This window comes from Sphingopyxis sp., assembly GCF_040216815.1.
In the GTDB taxonomy this organism is placed as follows: domain Bacteria; phylum Pseudomonadota; class Alphaproteobacteria; order Sphingomonadales; family Sphingomonadaceae; genus Sphingopyxis.
Map to the genome: position 1 here is coordinate 64483 of NZ_JAVJOJ010000004.1, position 18138 is coordinate 82620.

The 18138-nt window shown below is 65.8% G+C and carries 22 protein-coding genes; 15 read left to right on the forward strand and 7 right to left on the reverse strand.

The window, feature by feature from the left end:
- The first annotated feature begins 114 nt into the window (after positions 1-114).
- The 7 genes from RIA72_RS04105 (at position 115) to fghA (ending at position 5888) form a co-directional block, all read left to right on the forward strand.
- Complete coding sequence (locus RIA72_RS04105) at positions 115-1494, forward strand: L-serine ammonia-lyase (RefSeq protein WP_350031100.1); 1380 nt, start codon at positions 115-117, stop codon at positions 1492-1494.
- 166 nt (positions 1495-1660) lie between these two features.
- The gene (locus RIA72_RS04110; RefSeq protein WP_350031101.1) at positions 1661-2773 is read left to right on the forward strand and encodes an S-(hydroxymethyl)glutathione dehydrogenase/class III alcohol dehydrogenase; all 1113 of its coding nucleotides are present in this window, start codon (positions 1661-1663) and stop codon (positions 2771-2773) included.
- Between the two features lie 17 nt (positions 2774-2790).
- Entirely contained in the window at positions 2791-3177 is a 387-nt protein-coding gene (locus RIA72_RS04115) for a VOC family protein (RefSeq protein ID WP_350031102.1), read from the forward strand.
- Position 3178: 1 nt separating this feature from the next.
- Entirely contained in the window at positions 3179-4051 is an 873-nt protein-coding gene (purU, locus tag RIA72_RS04120; RefSeq protein WP_350031103.1) for a formyltetrahydrofolate deformylase, read from the forward strand.
- A gap of 102 nt (positions 4052-4153) precedes the next feature.
- Positions 4154-4531 (forward strand): VOC family protein, encoded by a 378-nt coding sequence (locus tag RIA72_RS04125; RefSeq protein WP_350031104.1) that lies wholly within the window; start codon positions 4154-4156, stop codon positions 4529-4531.
- 8 nt (positions 4532-4539) lie between these two features.
- The gene (locus RIA72_RS04130; protein ID WP_350031105.1) at positions 4540-5043 is read left to right on the forward strand and encodes a prolyl-tRNA synthetase associated domain-containing protein; all 504 of its coding nucleotides are present in this window, start codon (positions 4540-4542) and stop codon (positions 5041-5043) included.
- Complete coding sequence (gene fghA / locus RIA72_RS04135; protein ID WP_350031106.1) at positions 5040-5888, forward strand: S-formylglutathione hydrolase; 849 nt, start codon at positions 5040-5042, stop codon at positions 5886-5888. The genes RIA72_RS04130 and fghA overlap by 4 nt, the downstream gene beginning before the upstream one ends.
- 30 nt (positions 5889-5918) lie before the next feature.
- Here the strand turns inward: fghA and RIA72_RS04140 are convergent, their stop codons facing one another.
- From RIA72_RS04140 to RIA72_RS04155, 4 genes are all read right to left on the reverse strand, one after another.
- Positions 5919-6905 carry a quinone oxidoreductase family protein gene (locus tag RIA72_RS04140; protein WP_350031107.1) on the reverse strand — a complete coding sequence of 329 codons (987 nt, stop codon included), beginning with the start codon at positions 6903-6905 and terminating at the stop codon, positions 5919-5921.
- Positions 6906-7010: 105 nt separating this feature from the next.
- Positions 7011-8819, reverse strand: a complete 1809-nt coding sequence (locus tag RIA72_RS04145) for a DEAD/DEAH box helicase (RefSeq protein WP_350031108.1) — start codon at positions 8817-8819, stop codon at positions 7011-7013.
- A 143-nt stretch (positions 8820-8962) separates the two neighbouring features.
- Positions 8963-10135, reverse strand: a complete 1173-nt coding sequence (locus RIA72_RS04150; protein ID WP_350031109.1) for a BaiN/RdsA family NAD(P)/FAD-dependent oxidoreductase — start codon at positions 10133-10135, stop codon at positions 8963-8965.
- Between the two features lie 112 nt (positions 10136-10247).
- On the reverse strand, positions 10248-10427 hold the full coding sequence (locus tag RIA72_RS04155) for a hypothetical protein (RefSeq protein ID WP_350031110.1): 180 nt from the start codon (positions 10425-10427) through the stop codon (positions 10248-10250).
- A 100-nt stretch (positions 10428-10527) separates the two neighbouring features.
- Between RIA72_RS04155 and RIA72_RS04160 the strand changes: the two genes are divergently transcribed.
- Positions 10528-11277 (forward strand): head GIN domain-containing protein, encoded by a 750-nt coding sequence (locus tag RIA72_RS04160; protein ID WP_350031111.1) that lies wholly within the window; start codon positions 10528-10530, stop codon positions 11275-11277.
- A gap of 43 nt (positions 11278-11320) precedes the next feature.
- The gene (locus RIA72_RS04165) at positions 11321-12031 is read left to right on the forward strand and encodes a head GIN domain-containing protein (protein ID WP_350031112.1); all 711 of its coding nucleotides are present in this window, start codon (positions 11321-11323) and stop codon (positions 12029-12031) included.
- 172 nt (positions 12032-12203) lie between these two features.
- Here RIA72_RS04165 and RIA72_RS04170 read toward each other — a convergent pair whose 3' ends face one another.
- Positions 12204-12947, reverse strand: a complete 744-nt coding sequence (locus tag RIA72_RS04170; protein WP_350031113.1) for a murein L,D-transpeptidase catalytic domain family protein — start codon at positions 12945-12947, stop codon at positions 12204-12206.
- A gap of 170 nt (positions 12948-13117) precedes the next feature.
- On the opposite strand from RIA72_RS04170, the gene RIA72_RS04175 reads away from it, so the two are divergent.
- Complete coding sequence (locus RIA72_RS04175) at positions 13118-13462, forward strand: ArsC/Spx/MgsR family protein (protein ID WP_350031114.1); 345 nt, start codon at positions 13118-13120, stop codon at positions 13460-13462.
- Between the two features lie 7 nt (positions 13463-13469).
- Here RIA72_RS04175 and RIA72_RS04180 read toward each other — a convergent pair whose 3' ends face one another.
- The gene (locus RIA72_RS04180) at positions 13470-13757 is read right to left on the reverse strand and encodes a 4a-hydroxytetrahydrobiopterin dehydratase (RefSeq protein WP_350031115.1); all 288 of its coding nucleotides are present in this window, start codon (positions 13755-13757) and stop codon (positions 13470-13472) included.
- Positions 13758-13808: 51 nt separating this feature from the next.
- Between RIA72_RS04180 and RIA72_RS04185 the strand changes: the two genes are divergently transcribed.
- Genes RIA72_RS04185 through RIA72_RS04195 form a run of 3 tightly spaced genes read left to right on the forward strand, consistent with a single transcriptional unit; the run spans position 13809 to position 15521 of the window.
- Positions 13809-14228: a metallopeptidase family protein gene (locus RIA72_RS04185; RefSeq protein ID WP_350031116.1), complete on the forward strand. Its 420-nt coding sequence runs from the start codon at positions 13809-13811 to the stop codon at positions 14226-14228.
- A gap of 23 nt (positions 14229-14251) precedes the next feature.
- Positions 14252-14836, forward strand: coding sequence for a heme ABC exporter ATP-binding protein CcmA (gene ccmA / locus RIA72_RS04190; protein WP_350031680.1), 585 nt, complete (start codon positions 14252-14254; stop codon positions 14834-14836).
- A gap of 37 nt (positions 14837-14873) precedes the next feature.
- On the forward strand, positions 14874-15521 hold the full coding sequence (locus RIA72_RS04195; protein ID WP_350031117.1) for a heme exporter protein CcmB: 648 nt from the start codon (positions 14874-14876) through the stop codon (positions 15519-15521).
- 151 nt (positions 15522-15672) lie between these two features.
- Here the strand turns inward: RIA72_RS04195 and RIA72_RS04200 are convergent, their stop codons facing one another.
- Entirely contained in the window at positions 15673-16476 is an 804-nt protein-coding gene (locus RIA72_RS04200; protein WP_350031118.1) for an SDR family oxidoreductase, read from the reverse strand.
- A 108-nt stretch (positions 16477-16584) separates the two neighbouring features.
- On the opposite strand from RIA72_RS04200, the gene RIA72_RS04205 reads away from it, so the two are divergent.
- Both RIA72_RS04205 and RIA72_RS04210 read left to right on the forward strand, forming a co-directional pair.
- Positions 16585-17088: a hypothetical protein gene (locus RIA72_RS04205; RefSeq protein ID WP_350031119.1), complete on the forward strand. Its 504-nt coding sequence runs from the start codon at positions 16585-16587 to the stop codon at positions 17086-17088.
- Positions 17089-17170: 82 nt separating this feature from the next.
- On the forward strand, positions 17171-18124 hold the full coding sequence (locus RIA72_RS04210; protein ID WP_350031120.1) for a TonB family protein: 954 nt from the start codon (positions 17171-17173) through the stop codon (positions 18122-18124).
- Positions 18125-18138: the final 14 nt, after the last annotated feature.

The window sequence follows — 18138 nt, forward strand, 5'->3', positions numbered from 1 at the left end:
GTACACGCCTCTCATTTACTGGGTGGCTGTCGGCACACCCGTATTGGTATTTCCTTCAACGATTTCCACCCGCGCCACCTGTTCCGATGATCGCAATCCGCCTATAGGCGCGCCATGACGATCAGCCTTTTCGAACTTTTCAAAATCGGGGTCGGCCCTTCGAGCTCGCATACCGTCGGGCCGATGGTGGCGGGGCGCCGTTTCGGCCTGTGGCTGGAGGAGCACGACCTGCTCTCCCGCACCGCGCATGTCGAGGCCGATCTTTACGGCTCGCTCGCGCTGACCGGAAAGGGGCACGCCTCCGATACCGCGCTCGTCGCGGGGCTGGCGGGCGAGATCCCCGCCGAAACCAGCCTTGCCGCGATCGAGGCGCATTGGGCGCGGGCGAAGGGCGAAGGCTTTCTCTATCTGCTCGGCCGCCAGCGCGTGCGCTTCGAGCCCAAGCGCGACCTGCATTTCCAGATGCGCCAGCGCCAGCCCTTTCACACCAATGCGCTGTCCTTCACCGCGCGCGACGGCGACGGCGAAATCCTGGCAAAGCGCATATATTTCTCGATCGGCGGCGGCTTCGTCGTCGACGAGGATGAGGCGGGGCGCAACAGCCGCGGGGCAGAGGATGAGGTGGAACTCCCTTATCCCTTTACCTCGGGCGCCGACCTTATGGAAATGGGCGCCGCGTCGGGCAAAAGCTTTGCCGAAATGATGCTCGAAAACGAGCTTGCGCACCGCGACCTCGCCGCGGTCGAGGCGGGGATCGACGCGATCGCGGCGGCGATGGACGCCTCGATCGACGCGGGCTGTTGCAGCACTGGCATCCTGCCCGGCGGGCTCAAGGTCAAGCGCCGCGCGCCGCAGATCGCCGCCGACATCCGCGAACGGCACGAGGCGAACCTGTCCGAACCGCTCGCGATGATGGACTGGATCAACCTGTGGGCGATGGCGGTGAATGAGGAGAATGCCGCGGGTGGCCGCGTCGTCACCGCGCCGACCAACGGCGCGGCGGGGATCATCCCCGCGGTGATCCGCTATTACAAGCGCGGCTGCCGCGGCGACGTGAAGGGCGTTCGCACCTTCCTGCTCACCGCGGGCGCGGTCGGCGCGCTTTACAAGCGCAACGCCAGCATCTCGGGCGCCGAGGTCGGCTGTCAGGGCGAGGTCGGCGTCGCCTGCTCGATGGCGGCGGCGGGGCTCACCGCGGCGCTCGGCGGCACCAATGCGCAGATCGAAAATGCTGCCGAGATCGGCATGGAACATAACCTCGGCCTCACCTGCGACCCGATTGGCGGGCTGGTGCAAATCCCGTGCATCGAACGCAACGCGATGGGCGCGATCAAGGCGATCGACGCCAGCCGCATCGCGATGATCGGCGACGGCACGCATGTCGTCAGCCTCGACACGGTGATCGCGACGATGCTGCAAACGGGCCGCGACATGCGCGACAAATATAAGGAAACGTCGAAGGGCGGGCTGGCGGTTAGTGTGGTGGAGTGTTGAGCGCGACGTTTCTTTAATCGTCATCCCGGACTTGATCCGGGATCCATTCACGCGACGTTTGGAAGAATGGATCCCGGATCAAGTCCGGGATGACGAGGATTAGACGCTCGCATCTTGCATTGCCGCCCTGTTTGCCTGATTGGGAGCGCCGAGAAGGAGACCGCCCATGAAGACCCGCGCCGCCGTTGCGTTCGAAGCGAAGAAGCCGCTGGAGATTGTCGAACTCGACCTCGAAGGCCCGAAGGCGGGCGAGGTGCTGGTCGAGATCATGGCGACGGGTATCTGCCATACCGACGCCTATACACTCGACGGTTTCGACAGCGAGGGCATCTTCCCGAGCGTGCTGGGGCATGAGGGCGCGGGGGTGGTGCGCGAGGTTGGCGCGGGGGTCACCAGCGTGACGCCAGGCGACCATGTGATCCCGCTCTACACCCCCGAATGCCGCCAGTGCAAAAGCTGCCTTTCGGGGAAGACCAACCTGTGCACCGCGATCCGCGCCACCCAAGGAAAGGGGCTGATGCCCGACGGCACGACGCGATTTTCGTACAAGGGCCAGCCGATCTTTCATTATATGGGCTGCTCGACCTTCTCGAACTTCACGGTGCTGCCCGAGATTGCGGTCGCCAAGATCCGCGAGGACGCACCCTTTCAGTCGAGCTGCTATATCGGTTGCGGCGTCACCACCGGCGTCGGCGCGGTCATCAACACCGCGAAGGTGCAGGTCGGCGACAATGTCGTCGTCTTCGGGCTCGGCGGCATCGGTTTGAACGTGATCCAGGGCGCGCGGCTTGCCGGCGCGAACCAGATCATCGGCGTCGACATCAACCCTGACCGCGAGGAATGGGGCCGCAAGTTCGGCATGACCGACTTTTTGAACTCGAAGGGCATGAGCCGCGAGGATGTCGTCGCGGCGATCGTCGCGATGACCGATGGCGGCGCCGATTATACCTTCGACGCGACGGGCAATACCGAAGTGATGCGGATCGCACTCGAAGCCTGCCATCGCGGCTGGGGCACCTCGATCATCATCGGCGTCGCCGAAGCGGGCAAGGAAATCGCGACGCGGCCGTTCCAGCTCGTCACCGGGCGCAACTGGCGTGGCACCGCGTTCGGCGGGGCGAAGGGCCGCACCGACGTTCCGAAGATCGTCGACATGTATATGCAGGGCAAGATCGAGATCGACCCGATGATCACGCACGTCATGGGGCTGGAAGAGATCAACAAGGGCTTCGACCTGATGCACGCGGGGGAAAGCATCCGCAGCGTCGTGGTTTATTGAAGCGGGAAGGACTCGCCATGTTCAGCCATGTGACTCTTGGGTCGAATGATATCGACGCGAGCAAGCGTTTTTATGACGCTGTGCTTGGCGTACTCGGCGCGCCTGAAGGCGTGATCGACGAGCGCGGGCGGCTTATCTACATGCACGGGGGCGGGCGGTTGGTCATCACGCGCCCCGTCGACGGTAATGCGGCCGCAAGCGGTAACGGACATACGCTCGGGTTTCTTGCGCCTTCGACCAGCGCGGTTGACGCCTGGCACGCGGCGGGGATCGAAAGCGGCGGGGTAACGGCAGAGAACCCGCCGGGTATTCGGAACGCGACCGAAGGTCGGGTCGTTTATCTCGCTTATTTGCGCGATCCGAGCGGCAACAAGCTTTGCGGCTTCCACAAGATTTCGGGCTGACATGAGAGGCGAGAACGCACCCGCCTATGTCCTGACCTTCAGCTGCGTCGACGCGGTCGGCATCGTCGCCGCCGTGACCGGGCTGCTCGCGGAGCGTGACGGCTTCATCCTCGACAGCCAGCAATATGCCGACCTTGATTCGGGGCGCTTTTTCATGCGTGTCGAGTTTCGCGGCGCGGGGGCGCGCTTTCCCGAGGGGTTGGCGGGGGTGCAGGACGCCTTCGCGCCGATCATCGCCCGCTTCGCGATGGATGCGCGGATCAGCGACACCGCCGCAAAGCCGCGCTTCGTCATCGCGGTGTCGCAGGGCAGCCATTGCCTCAACGACCTGTTGCACCGCTGGTCGACGGGCAATCTCGCGATCGACATCGTCGGGGTCGTGTCGAATCACGAGGCGCAGCGGCGGCTTTCCGAATGGCATGGCGTGCCGTTTCACTATCTGCCGGTGAACAACGACAATCGCGCAAGCCAGGAGGCCGCGATCCTCGACGTGATGGCGCGCGGTGGCGCCGAATATCTGGTGCTGGCGCGCTACATGCAGGTCTTGTCGGAGGAATTGTCGGCAAAGCTGGCGGGCCGCTGCATCAATATCCACCACAGTTTCCTGCCGGGCTTCAAGGGCGCCAAACCCTATCACCGCGCGCACGAGCGCGGGGTCAAGCTGATCGGCGCGACCGCGCATTTCGTGACGAGCGACCTCGACGAAGGGCCGATTATCGAACAGGCCGTCGAGCGTGTCGACCACCGCGACAGCGTCGAGGAACTGATCCGCATTGGCCGCGATACCGAGGCGCAGGTGCTGGCGCGCGCGGTCCGCTGGGTTGCCGAACAGCGCGTGCTGATCGACGGCCGCAAGACGGTGGTGTTCCGTTAGCTCGTCATTTTCGGTGAACGAGGGCCGTTATCGTGGCTGGTCCTGACGGGGCGGGCAGGGTAGGTATCGAATCGCAACCAGAATCAAAAGGAGCGGAAAGCCATGTACAGTCACAATATGGTCGGATCGAACGACCTGGAGGCATCGAAGAAATTCTATGACGCGACCTTTCAGGCGATCGGCGGCAAGCCGGGAATCGTCGATGACAAGGGACGGTTGATCTATATGCACAATGGCGGTCTGTTCCTCGTCACCGAGCCGATCGACGGTGAGCCGGCGACCGCGGGCAACGGCTGCACCGTCGGTTTCGCAATGGATGGGCCCGAACAGGCCGACGCCTGGCACAAGGCCGGGGTCGAAAATGGCGGCACGTCGATCGAAGACCCGCCGGGCGTTCGCGAAGGCGGTTTCGGCAAGCTCTATCTCGCCTATCTGCGCGATCCGTCGGGCAACAAGCTCTGCGCGCTGCACCGGATGTAATCGCGTCGATGCGCGGCGAAACGGGATTGTTGGCGGACCTTGGCGCGCTTGCCATCCCCTTCGCCGCGTACGAGCATGAAGCTGTGTTTACCGTCGCCGAAAGCGATACGGTGAATGCCGCCATTCCCGGCGCGCGCACGAAAAACCTGTTTCTGAAGGACCATGGCGGCGCCTTCTGGCTCGTCACCGTGCCGTCCGAAGCGCGCGTCGACCTCAAGGCTCTGCCCGCGGCGATCGGCAGCAAGCGTGTCAGCTTCGGCAAGGCCATGGATATGGAGCGGCTGCTCGGCATCGCTCCGGGGTCGGTGACGCCGCTCGCGGCGATCAACGCCGAGCCCGGCAGCGTCGCCGTGGTGATCGACGCGGGGCTGGCCGCCGCCGACCGCGTCAATGTCCACCCGCTGCGCAATACCGCGACCCTGGGACTGGCGGGCGCTGCGATACTGGACCTGCTCCGTCATTGGGGGCATCGACCGCTCGTCGCACCTATCCCCGTTCAGGATCCCATATGAGCTTTGAAACCCTCTCGACCACGCGCAGCCACGGCGGAACGCAGGGCGTGTACAAACATGCCAGCACGACGACCGGCACCGACATGACCTTCGCGGTTTTCGTTCCCGACCATGCCGAGGGGACCAAGCTGCCGGTGCTCTGGTATCTGTCGGGGCTGACCTGCACCCACGCCAATGTGATGGAAAAGGGCGAATATCGCGCGGCTTGTGCGCAGCACGGGGTGATCTTCGTCGCGCCCGACACGAGTCCGCGCGGTGACGGCGTTCCCGACGATCCCGACGTCGCGTGGGATTTCGGGCTGGGGGCCGGCTTCTATGTTGATGCGACCGAGGAGCCGTGGGCGAAACATTACCGGATGCGCTCGTACATCGAGGATGAGTTGCCGTCGCTGGTGCTGCGCCACTTTGCGAGCGCCGACCTGACGCGGCAGGCGATCATGGGGCATTCGATGGGCGGGCATGGCGCGCTGACCATCGGACTGCGGGGTCAGGATCGTTTCCGCTCGGTTTCGGCCTTCTCGCCGATCGTCGCGCCGACGCAATGTCCATGGGGCGAAAAGGCGCTTGGGGGCTATCTGGGCGAAGACCGCGAGGCGTGGCAGGCCCATGATGCCTGCGCGCTGCTCGACCAGGGGCTGCGCGTCCCCGACCTGCTCGTCGATCAGGGCGACGCCGACACGTTCCTGGCAGACCAATTGAAGACCGAACTGCTGGTCGCCGCGTGCGAGCGCGCCGGACAAAAGGCCGAGATCCGGATGCAGCCGGGGTACGATCACAGCTATTATTTCATTTCGACCTTCATGGCCGACCATGTCGCGTGGCACGCGGAGCGGTTGAAGGCGTGATAACAGCCCCTCCCCTTCAGGGGAGGGGGATTAGCGATGCTCCGGAATCAACAATGTCGATCCCGTCGTCCGCCCGGCAGCCAGATCGGCGTGCGCGCGGGCGGCGTCTTCGAGCGAATAGCGCTGCCCGATCGTCGCCGTTACGGCGCCGCCTTCGACCATTTCGAATACCCGTTCGGCGCCCGCGGCGCGTTCGCCGGGGAGGCGATAATAGTCGAACAATGTCGGCCGCGTCACGAACTGCGATCCATGCTGCGCCAATATGCCCAGGTTCACGCCGGTTACGGGGCCGCCGGCATTGCCATAGCTGACGATCAGGCCGCGCCGCGCGGTGGCGTTGAGCGACACGTCCCAGGTCGCCATGCCGATGCCGTCAAAGGTGACGGGAACACCGTGGCCGTCGGTGATCTCGCGGACATGCGCCGCGACATCGTCGCTCTTGTAGCGGATCACATAATCGGCGCCAGCTTCGCGCGCTGCCGCTTCCTTGGCTTCGGTGCTGACGGTGCCGATCACGGTCGCGCCGATCGCCTTCAGCCATTGGACCAGGATCAGCCCGACCCCGCCCGCGGCGGCGTGGACCAGCACGGTCCAACCCGCCTCGACGCGCGCGCAGCGTTCGACCAGCGCCTCGACGGTACAGGCCTTGAGGAGTACCGCGGCGGCCGTTTCGTCGTCGATGTCTGCGGGAAGGCGGAACAGCGACGACGCCTGAACGATCCGCGCGCTCGCATAGGCGCTGCGTTCGGGGCCGAAAGTGGCGACGCGGTCGCCGGGCCGGAAGCCGTGGACGCCGCTGCCGACGGCGACCACCTCACCCGCCGCCTCGACACCCAGCCCGCCGGGCAGGTCGATCGGATAGGTGCCGTCGCGATGATAGATGTCGATATAATTGAGCCCGACCGCCGTTTGGCGGATCAGCACCTCGCCCGCGCCGGGCGCGCCCAGCGTTACCGCGCGCCAGTCGATGACCTCCGGGCTGCCCTGCTTCTCGATAAAGGCTTCGATGGCTTTCATGGCGCGCGCTCCTGCTGCTCGCCGCATTTGGGGTGGGCAGGCGGCGTGCGCAAGGGTGGTGGATGAGAGCCCCTCCCCTTCTGGGGAGGGACTTGGCGTGCCTTGTTATTTCGGGCGGCGCGGGCTGCGCTGGCCGTAGGGCTTTGGTTTGTAGCGTTCGGTCTTGTCGCGCGGGTGGCGGTCGCCCGCTGGACCCGCGCGCATCGGGCCACGCGGACGCGGACCGCCCTTGGGGCCGCCCTTTTCGCGGCGCGGCGGGTAGGTCGCCCCGCCCGGCGCGGGCGTGATCGCGACGCCGCTGTCGTCCTCGCCGTCCTGATTGGCGGTGCGCTGCACGGCTTCGGCGAAGCGGTCGGCGATGGCGAGCGGGATGTTGAACAGCGTTTCCGACGGCCCGATGCGGATTGCGCCAATCTCGTGCTTCGTCACATGGCCGCGGCGGCAGAGGAGGGGCAGGATCCAGCGCGGATCGGCATTCTGACGGCGGCCGATGTTGAGCCGGAACCAGACGCTGTCGTCGAACTGTTCGCGGCGCTCGCCGCGGCCGTCGCGATCGCCGCGCTCGAAGCGTTCGCCCCGCTCCCCTTTTTCGCGGCGCGCGGGCGGGCCGTTGTCGATCAGATCCTCGGGCGGCGGCATCAGCGCGCGGTGCGCGCGAACGAGCGAAGCGGCGATGTCCTCGGCCGAGCGTTCGGCCATCAGGCGCTGCGCGAGTTCGAGGTCCTCGGCCTCATGTTCGACCGGCGCGAGCAGCTTTTCGATCAGGCGTTCCTGATCCTTTCGGCGGACATCGGCGGCGGTCGGCGCGTTCATCCATTCGGCCTCGATCTTCGCCCCGCGTAGCATCCCGTCGACGCGGCGGCGGCGCGGATAGGGGACGATCAGGACCGCCGTGCCCTTCTTGCCCGCGCGGCCGGTGCGGCCCGAACGGTGCTGGAGCGTTTCGGCGTCGCGCGGGATTTCGACATGGACGACAAGGCTGAGGCTGGGCAGGTCGATGCCGCGCGCGGCGACGTCGGTGGCGACGCACACGCGTGCCCGGCGATCGCGCAGCGCCTGCAGCGCGTGGTTGCGCTCGTTCTGGCTATGCTCGCCCGACAGCGCGACGGCGGCAAAGCCGCGTTCGACAAGACTGGCGTGGAGGCGGCGGACATTGTCGCGCGTCGCACAAAAGAGCATCGCGGTTTCGGCTTCGTGCAGGCGGAGGAGGTTGATCACCGCGCCCTCGATGTCGGCGGGGGCGACGGTCACAACCTGATAGGCGATGTCGCCATGGCCGCGCTCCTCGCCGACGGTCGAGATACGTAGCGCGTCGCGCTGGTAGCGTTTGGCGAGCTGTGCGATCGGCTTGGGGATCGTAGCGGAAAACAGGAGCGTACGGCGCGTTTCGGGGGTCGCGTCGAGGATTTCCTCAAGATCTTCGCGAAAGCCCATGTCGAGCATTTCGTCGGCCTCGTCGAGCACCGCGACGCGCAGCGCTTCGAGGTCGAGCGCGCCGCGCTCGAGATGATCGCGCAGGCGCCCCGGCGTGCCGACGACGATATGCACCCCCTGGTTCAGATTGCGGCGTTCGCGGCTCGCATCCATGCCGCCGACGCAGGTTGCGATGCGCGCGCCGGCTTTGGCATAAAGCCAGCCGAGCTCGCGGCTGACCTGCAACGCCAGTTCGCGCGTCGGCGCGACGATCAGCGCGAGCGGCGAGGTGGCAAAGGGCAGGCGGCCGCCTTCGAGCAGCTGGTCGGCCATCGCGAGGCCGAAGGCGACGGTCTTGCCCGATCCGGTCTGCGCCGAGACGAGAAGGTCGCGGCCGGTGGCGTCGGTTTCTGTAACATGCGTCTGGACGGGGGTGAGCGCTTCATAGCCGCGCGCGGTGAGGGCGTCCGCAAGGACGGGCGAGAGATTTTCGAAAGCCATTGTTCTTCTTATCCTGTGCGGCCATCCGGGCCGATTCTATATGTCGTCTTGCCGGACCTGATCCGGCCTCCATTCGTCACCTTCCATCAAGGGCCGAATGGACCCCGGATCACGTCCGGGGTGACGAAGGGGGTACGGTTTTTCTAAAGGGCCTGGCCCGCCGCATATCCGCTGGCCCATGCCCATTGAAAATTATAGCCGCCCAGCCACCCGGTGACATCCACGGCTTCGCCGACCGCATACAGTCCCGGCACGCTTTTGGCCATCATTGTTTGCGAGGATAGGTTTGCGGTCGAAATGCCGCCGACCGTCACTTCGGCTTTGGCGAAGCCTTCGGTGCCGTTGGGGTGGAAAACCCAGCGCTTGAGGCGCGTTTCGGCGTCGGCGAGCTTGCGGTCGGTCAAGGCTCCGAGTTCACCGGGGAGCGCGAGGCGGTCGGCCAGCGTTTGTGCGAGCCGGTCGGGGAGGGCGATCGCCGCGGCCAGCGTAGCGCGGGGCCGCGCGCGTTTCGCGTCGAGCAGCCATCCCGGCGCCGCGTCGGGCAGAAAGTCGATCGTCACGGGCTCGCCGTGGCGCCAATAGCTGCTGATCTGAAGGATCGCGGGACCGGAGAGGCCCTTGTGGGTGAACAGCGCGGCTTCGCGGAACGCCGCTTTGCCCGCGCGCGCGTCGACCGGCGTGGAAACGCCCGACAGCTCGCGGAACAGCACATCGCCGCCGCCCAATGTCAGCGGCACGAGCGCGGGGCGCGGTTCGACGACCTTCAGGCCGAATTGGCGCGCAAGGTCATAGGCAAAGCCGGTCGCGCCCATTTTGGGGATCGACGGGCCGCCGGTCGCGACGACAAGATTGGGCGCGGCGAACACATGATCGCCGAAACGCACCGCGAAACCCCCGTCGGCGTGTGAGACCTCCCGCACCGGCTGGCCGCAGCGGACGTCGACGCCGCCTTTCCGGCATTCTTCGAGCAGCATCGCGACGATCTGTTTCGCCGAGCCGTCGCAAAATAGCTGGCCGAGCGTCTTTTCGTGATGCGCAATGCCATGGGCATCGACCAGCGCGACGAAGTCGGCGGGGGTATAGCGCGCGAGCGCCGATTTCGCGAAATGCGGGTTCGCCGAGATATAACGGTCGGGCGCGGTATGGATGTTGGTGAAGTTGCAGCGTCCGCCGCCAGAAATGAGAATCTTTTTCCCCACCTGATCAGCATGATCGAGCAGCAGGACGCGCCGACCCCTTTGCCCCGCGAACGCCGCGCACATCAGCCCGGCCGCGCCGGCACCCAGCACGATGGCATCATAAGCGGGAGCGGTCATGTTAGTTGAATCGTCATCCCGGCGCAGGCCGGGATCTCGCCGATAGTTTGGGGCGAGACGGCAAGATCCCGGCCTGCGCCGAGATGACTAATGAAGGCTTGGGGTGCCAACCTCAGTGCAGCTTCGCAATCGACAGGCCATCGGCCTTGGCGCGGATTTTGACCGATTCCTCGCTGCGCGTCAGCGCCTTGGCGATCGCTTTCAACGCCATGCCCTTTTTGGCGAGCGTATGGAGCTTGTCGATCTCCGCCGCGGTCCAGGGCTGTTTGTGACGTTCGAACCGGTCCTTCATGCCGCGCGCTCTGGCGGAGGAAGGTGGCGACAAGATGGCAGGTCTCTGGACACTCGATGCCAGCGTGTGTTATGCGTGTAATACACAAAGGAGATTTGCGATGCGAAACTGGACGATGGTGGCCCTTCCCCTGGCGCTTGCGATGACGGTGACGGCGTGCAGCGCCGAATCGGGACGCAGCGACGCGAATGAAAAACGCGTCGTCGATGCAGGACCGGCATCGTCGCAGGGGTTCGACCTTTCGGGCTTTACGGGCGTGAAGGTCGCGGGCCCCGACGATGTGACAATCCGCCGCGGCGATGATTTCTCGATCGTCGCGCGCGGGCCGCAGGCGGTGATCGACGAACTGCAGATCGAGCTCGACGGCGACATGCTGTCGATCGGCCGGAAAAAATCGAATCTCCGTTTCACCGGCGGCGAGGATGCGGTGACGGTGACGGTCATCATGCCGGCGCTCAGCGCGCTGCGCCTGACCGGGTCGGGCGAGGTCGAAGCCGACGCGGTCAATGGCGATACGGTCGAGGCGATCCTGACCGGATCGGGCGACCTCAATATCGCTGCGTTGAACGGCAAGGCTGCGAAGCTGCGAATCACGGGGTCGGGCGATCTGAAGGTCGGCGGCGGCACGATCGCGGCGGGCGATTATGATGTAACGGGATCGGGCAGCATCGAAGCGGGGGGGCTTGCCGCGGCAACGCTCGACGTGTCGATTGCCGGATCGGGCGATGTCGATGCAAAGGCGAGCGACAGCGCGGACATCATGATCCTGGGATCGGGCAATGCGACGATCGGCGGCGGCGGCAAATGTTCGACGCGGACGCTGGGATCGGGCAACGCGATCTGCAAGTGACGCGGCTATGGCGCGGTTCCGCCCGACGCGGTAGGATGGTGTCATGACCAGCCTGCCGCACTGGGCCGCATTGGCGGCAAGCACCCTGTTTCTCGCCGTGCCCGCATCGGGGGCCGAGAAGCGCTACGGCCTTACCAGCTTCGATGCGATCGAGGTTAAGGCCGACGTGACGGTCGAGGTCGTGAACCGCGCGCCGGTAAGCGCGGTGGCGACGGGGCCGCAGGATGCGCTCGACCGGCTGAGCGTCGAAGCGCGCGATGGGCGGCTGGTGATCAGCGAACGGCAGTTTGCGGGCGACGAGAAGCGCGTCCGTCCGCGCGGGCCGGTGATCGTCCGCGTCAACGCCGCCAACCTGAGCACCGCGACGCTGGCCGGGGCAGGATCGCTTGCGATCGACCGGCTGGCGGGACAGCGCGCGATGGTCGGGTTGCGCGGGCCGGGGCGGTTGTCGGTCGATACAGTCGCGGCCGACCGCTTGCAGGTCGCGATGATCGGCAACGGTACGATGGCCCTCGGCGGCCAAGTCAAGAGCGCGCAGATGACGCTGTCGGGCGCGAACAGCCTCGACGCGGCGGAGCTGGCGGTCGACGCGCTCGTCAGCGATAGCGAAGGCGCGGGCGACCACCGGCTCCGCGCGGTCAAGAGCGCGGCAATCACCGCGCGTGGCATTGGACGGACGGTGGTGTTGGGTCGGCCGACCTGCACGGTGCGGAACGTCGGCAGCGGGTCGGTATCGTGCGGGGCGGGGGATTAGGCGACGGAATGCGAGCGGCTCTTTCATCGTCATCCCGGACTTGATCCGGGATCCATTACCGCGACGTCGGAAGAGTGGATCCCGGATCAAGTCCGGGATGACGAATATTGGAAACGGCAGTGCTGTATCCCATAGGCCACCCGCCGCGATCCGCGCCGGGCCCGACCTTCGTTTAATCCGCCGTCGTCGGCATGGGGCCGTTCACCGTGCTCGCACGCCGCAGATTTTCCATCCCCGGCAGCGGATCGGTCGGCAGCTCGAACGGTGCCGGCATCGGCGGTTGCACGCTCAACTTGTCGGCAAAGAGCAGCCGTCCCGGTCCCAGCTTGTAAAGGATCATCGGCAACAGCTCTTCGCCGAATACGAAGCATCCCTCGCTGCGTCCCAGCTTGCCTTGCGTCGCGATCAGCGAGGGTTCGGCATACCAAGCGCCATGGACGACGATCGCGCGGATGTCGGCATTGTTGTTGTCGGGCTCCAGCCCGGCGAGCCGCATCGACGACCCGTTGGCGCCCCAATAATAATCGCTGGTGCGATAGGCGCCGCGCGAGGTCGCAAGGCTGCCGACGCGGTTCGAGAAACTTTTGAGCCAGCCGTCGTGCTGCGGGTCCGATCCGCGGCCGTGCGTGACGGGGAACAGGTCGACCTTGCCCGCCACCATGTCGACCAGCGCAAAGCGCGGGCGTGACGAAGGCAGGCCGAAATCGACGACGCCAACGCGGTCGGCCTGAGATATGTTGCGTGCCTGAATCGCCAGCTGTTTTCGTGCAACGGCGACATAGTCGACCGGCGGCGGGAGGGGCGTCGCAGGCTGTTGCAGCCAGCCCGCCATCTGCGCGCGCGCCGGGACGGCCGCCATCGCGCCGACACCCGCGAGCCCGGCCAGCAACGCCCTGCGATCGATCGATTCATTCACTTTGACAGCAACCCCGCATCGGCCGCCCCTTGACGGTCCCTCGACCCCGCATAAGTCGCGCTTCCGTCACGAAAGGCAAGCTGGTGGTTCCCCTTCATGCGGGCAAATGTGCCATATATGCCATGAATAGCGGGTTTACGCTGTGGTAAGGCGGCGTTAGGACGCGGCGCATGAAGGCAACCATCTGGCACAACCCCGCGTGCGGTACCTCGCGCAAGACGCTGGCGATCCTTGAAGAGACGCCGGGCATCGAACTGACGGTGATCGAATATCTGAAGACACCCTATGACGCGGCGAAGTTGCGCCAGCTTTTCGCCGACGCCGGCCTCGCCCCGCGCGACGCGCTGCGCCTGCGCGGCACCGATGCCGCCGAGCGCGGCCTGCCCGACGCGGAGGCCGACGCAATCGTCGCGGCGATGGCCGCGAACCCCGCTTATGTCGAACGGCCCTTTGTCGAAACCGACAAGGGCGTTCGCCTGTGCCGGCCGCAGGACAAGGTGCACGAAATCCTCTGAAGCGCGGTCAGAGCAGCGCTTCGATCGCTTCGGCCAGCTTTGCGTCGCGTTCCGACAATCCGTTCGCGTCGTGCGTCGTCAGCAGGACGTCGACGCGGTTGTAGACGTTCGACCATTCGGGATGATGGTCCATCTTTTCGGCGATGATCGCGACGCTCGCCATAAAGCCGAACGCCTGTGCGAAATCGTCGAAGGTGAAGCGGCGGGTGAGCGCGTCGCGCGACGGTTCGTGCGTCCATTCGGGAAAGCGGGCGAGTAGCGCGGCGCGCTGCGCATCGTCGAGTTTCTGGACCATGTCTTTTCTCCCGCTGGTCAATATGATGCGCTCGCCATAAGGAAGGGCGCGATGAGCGACAAGAGCAGCCTTGTTCCGGCCTGGGCCGGCACCGCCCCCGACGCCGACGCGCTGTTCGTGATGGCCGAGACGGCGCTGGCGACGATGCCCGATGTGTTCAAGCCGCATCTGACGGGCGTGGTGATTGCGATCGAGGAGTTCGCCGACGACGAGGTGCTGGGCTCGCTGGGCATTGAGCATCCCTACGATCTCACCGGGCTTTACGAAGGGCGCCCGCTCACCGAACGCAGCATCGGCGAGAGTGGCGGGATGCCCGACCGGGTGACGCTCTATCGCATCCCCATTCTCGTCGAATGGATCGAAGGCGGCGAGCGGCTCGACTGGCTGGTGCGCCATGTGCTGATTCACGAGATCGGCCATCATTTCGGCTTTTCGGACGAGGATATGCACGCGCTGGAGGATATGGCGTGATTGCGCCCGTGCGTAGCGAGGACGTGACGGCGCTGTTGCGGCTCGACAATGTGGCGTGCATCCGCGGCCACCGGCTGTTGTTCGAGCGGCTGTCGCTGGTGTTGAACCGCGGCGATGCGCTCTGGCTGCGCGGGCCCAATGGTGCGGGCAAGTCGAGCCTGATCCGGCTGGCGGCCGGCCTGCTCCGCCCCGCCGCGGGGACGGTCGAGCGGCGCGAGCGCATTGCCCTGATCGACGAGGCCAGCGCACTCGACGCCGAACTGCCGTTGCGGCGCGCGATCGATTTCTGGGCGCGAGTCGATACGGTCGACGGGCATAGGGTCGACCGCGCGATGGAGGAGATGGCGCTCGCCCCGCTCGCCGAGGTGCCGGTCGCGATGCTGTCGACCGGGCAGCGCAAGCGCGCCGCGATGGCGCGCGTCATCGCGAGCGGCGCGCCGATCTGGCTGCTCGACGAACCCGCGAACGGAATGGACGATACCGCGCAGGCGCGGCTGGCCGCGGCCGTCGCGAAGCATCGCGCGAATGGCGGGGCGGTGATGCTGGCGTCGCATTTCGCGCTGGGAGTGCCGGATGTGGCCGAGCTCGATATGGGGGCATGGGCATGACCTCTGCTGAATCCCGTCATTGCGAGGAAAAGAAGCAATGACGGCGCTGATCGCCCTCTTCTGGCGCGACCTTCGCCGCGCCTGGGGCAGCGGCGCCTTGTGGCTGCCGATACTCTTTTTCCTGCTCGTCGCGACCGCCTTTCCCTTTGCGGTCGGCCCCGATGCACCGCTGCTGCGCCGTGCTGGCGGCGGGATGGCGTGGGTGGCGGCGCTGCTCGCGGCGTTGCTGCCAATCGACCGGCTCGTGCGCCCCGACCGCGACGCGGGCGTGCTCGACCAGCTGGCCGTGCGCGGTTTCGCGGACGAGCTGATCGCGGCGGTCAAGATCGCCGCACACAGCCTCGGTTTCGGATTGCCTTTGCTGATCGCCCTTTTCCCCGCCTCGGCGCTGCTCGCGCAGGACGGTGCGCGCATCGAACTGCTTGCGACGGGCATCGCGATCGCCGTTCCGGCGCTCGCCGCGCTCGCGGTGTTGAGCGCCGCATTGACCGCCAATCACAAGGGCGGCAGCGCGATCGGCGGATTGCTCGTGCTGCCGCTGGCGGTTCCGCTGCTGATCTTTGGCGCCGGGATGCTCGACCCGTCGGGGCGCGGCGCGATCAAGCTCTTGGCGGCGACCAGCCTGTTGCTCACCGTGATCGGTCCGTTTGCGGCGGGGGCCGCATTACGCGGGCTGCGCGAATAAGGGCTTTCGGCCCGAAGCGAACTTTGCCTTTATCGTCATCCCGGACTTGATCCGGGATCCATTCTTCCAAGGTCGCGGGAATGGATCCCGGATCAAGTCCGGGATGACGAGTGTAGGGAAATGGTAGCTTCCCACCCCCAACCGCCGCGCGTCAATGCGCCGCGGTGCCCAGTCCGTCGACCTTTTTCGACTGGCGCGCGATCAGGCCGGGGAACCAGCGGGCGAGGCGGGCGAGGCGGCGCGCCATCTTGCCCACGGGAACATGGACCCGGTCGCCGTGCACCGCGTCCCACGCCGCGCGGGCGACATCCTCGACCGGTGAAATCTCGAACCCGCTGGCCGAAAGCCGCGCGCGCGCGGGCTCGTTGCTGTCGGCGCTCACTTGGTCGAGCAAGGGCGTGTCGATGAAACCGGGCATCAGCGAACGCACCTTGATCCCGTGCTTGGCAAATTCGATCTCCAGCCCTTCGGTCAGGCCGCGCACCGCGAATTTCGTCGCCGAATAGACGGCAAGCCCGCCGACGCCGTAGAATCCCGACGCCGACCCCGTGTTGAGGATCGCCGAGCCGGGTGTCGCCTTGAGGAGCGGCAGTGCCATATAGATCCCGTTGACGACGCCGCCGAAATTGATCGCGATCAGCCGGTCGGCCTCTTCGGGCGCCATGTCGATGAACTGGCCGCCCGACCCGATCCCGGCATTGTTGAAGAGGACGTCGAGGCGGCCGCCGCTGGCGCGGCCGAAGTCGGAGAGCGCGGCCTTCCACTGGTCGCGGTCGCGCACGTCCATGATGTGCCGTGAGGTCGCGCCTTCGGGCAGCAGCGCGGCGGTTTCGTCGATCCCCTGCGCATTGACGTCGGCGATACCGACGAACCAGCCCTGGCCCGCGAAATGGCGCGCAACCGCGCGCCCGATGCCCGATCCTCCGCCGGTGATGAAAATCGCCTTTCGCGCCATCCGCTCCCTCCTTACATTTATGTCAATGAGGCATGGAGCGAAACCGAAGGGTCCGTCAAGCGGCAATCCGGCTTGGCGGAGCGTGCCGTCGCCGGTATCAGGCTGAGGATGCTGCGCTTTCCCCTGATGCTCGCCTCGCTGTTGCTGCTGTGCTTCGCTACGGCGCAGGCCGCGGTGACGGTCAGCTTTTACAGCCACGATTTCGGCGATCGCTTTCCGCACGCGTTCATCGTGATGAAGGGAAGGCTCGACGCGACGGGCGAGGCGGTCGATGTCAATTACGGCTTCACAGCAGTGTCGGTGAGCCCCGCAATTCTGCTCGGATCGGTGAAGGGCAAGGTCGAATCGTCGAAGCCCGACTATATCGCAAAGAGTGACCGCCAGTTCGACGTGCTGGTCGACGACGCAACCTATGCGCGGATTCTGGCGAAGGTCGCCGAATGGCGCGACCGGGAGCAGCCGAGCTACAGCCTGAACAAGCGCAACTGCGTCCATTTCGTGATGGAACTGGCCGAAGTCGTCGGGCTGAAGGTCAACCGGAAGAGCAAGCTTTTCAAAAAGCCGAAGAGCTTTTTACAAGAGGTGAGGGAGTTGAATCCCGATCTGGGATAAAAGAGGGGGCGGCATGTATCTTGCGATTTTTCTCGCCTTGATGGCGCCGGCCGCGGCGGCGCAGTCGGTCGGGGACGAGCCGATGGAACCGGCGACCAACCCGGCAAGCTGGGTAACGAACCAGGATTACCCCGTCGCCGCCATGCGCGACGAGCGCGAGGGTGTGTCGGGTTTCCGGCTGACGATTGGGCCCGACGGCTTACCGCAGCGATGCGAGATCATTGGTTCGAGCGGTCATCCCGACCTCGACGCCGCAACTTGTCGGCTCGTCATGGAGCGCGCTCGCTTTAAGCCGGGGCGCAACGCGCGCGGGGAAGCCGTCGGCGGAACTTACAGCAACCGGATACGCTGGCAGATTCCCGACGGAAGCGATCATACGGAGGAGATGGCGGGCTTCGAGGTCGACACGACGCTCGAAAGCTGGCCGCGCGGTCCGATTCCCGACGATGGACTCTTGCGGATCGATCCGGCCGTTCATTATCCGCCGACCGCGCTTGCCGCGCGCGAGGAAGGCACTGTCCATATGGAGTTGGCGGTCGACAGCGCCGGACGGGTTTCGGTGTGCAAGGTCAAAGAAAGCAGCCTGTCGGCGGCGCTCGACGACGCGGCTTGCGCGCTGATGCGCAACGAGGGTAAATTTTCTCCAGCGCTTGATAGCGAAGGCAAGCCGACCACAGGCGTCCTTGCAGCAACATTTCGCTGGTCGCTGCCGCACGATGTGCGGGATGCCGAAGGAACTGCGGCCAGCGGACAACGCCCACGCCCGCCGCGCCAATTTCCGTTGAGCGAACCCGGCAAATCCATCCTGTCGATGCGGGTGAACGCGGACGGGACCGTCACCGATTGCACCTATTTGCAGGATGGTGAAACCTGGCTGATGGCGCCTGGGATCAATCCCTGCGATACGATCGGCGGGGCCCAGCGAGATATTCCGTTCACCGACGCCGAGGGAAAGCCGGTCGCCAAAGACGTCACGCTTCGCATCGAACTGAAGCTGGACGCGGCAGGGGATGCGAATTCCGCCATGCACAAATAGCGCCAGCACAAGCT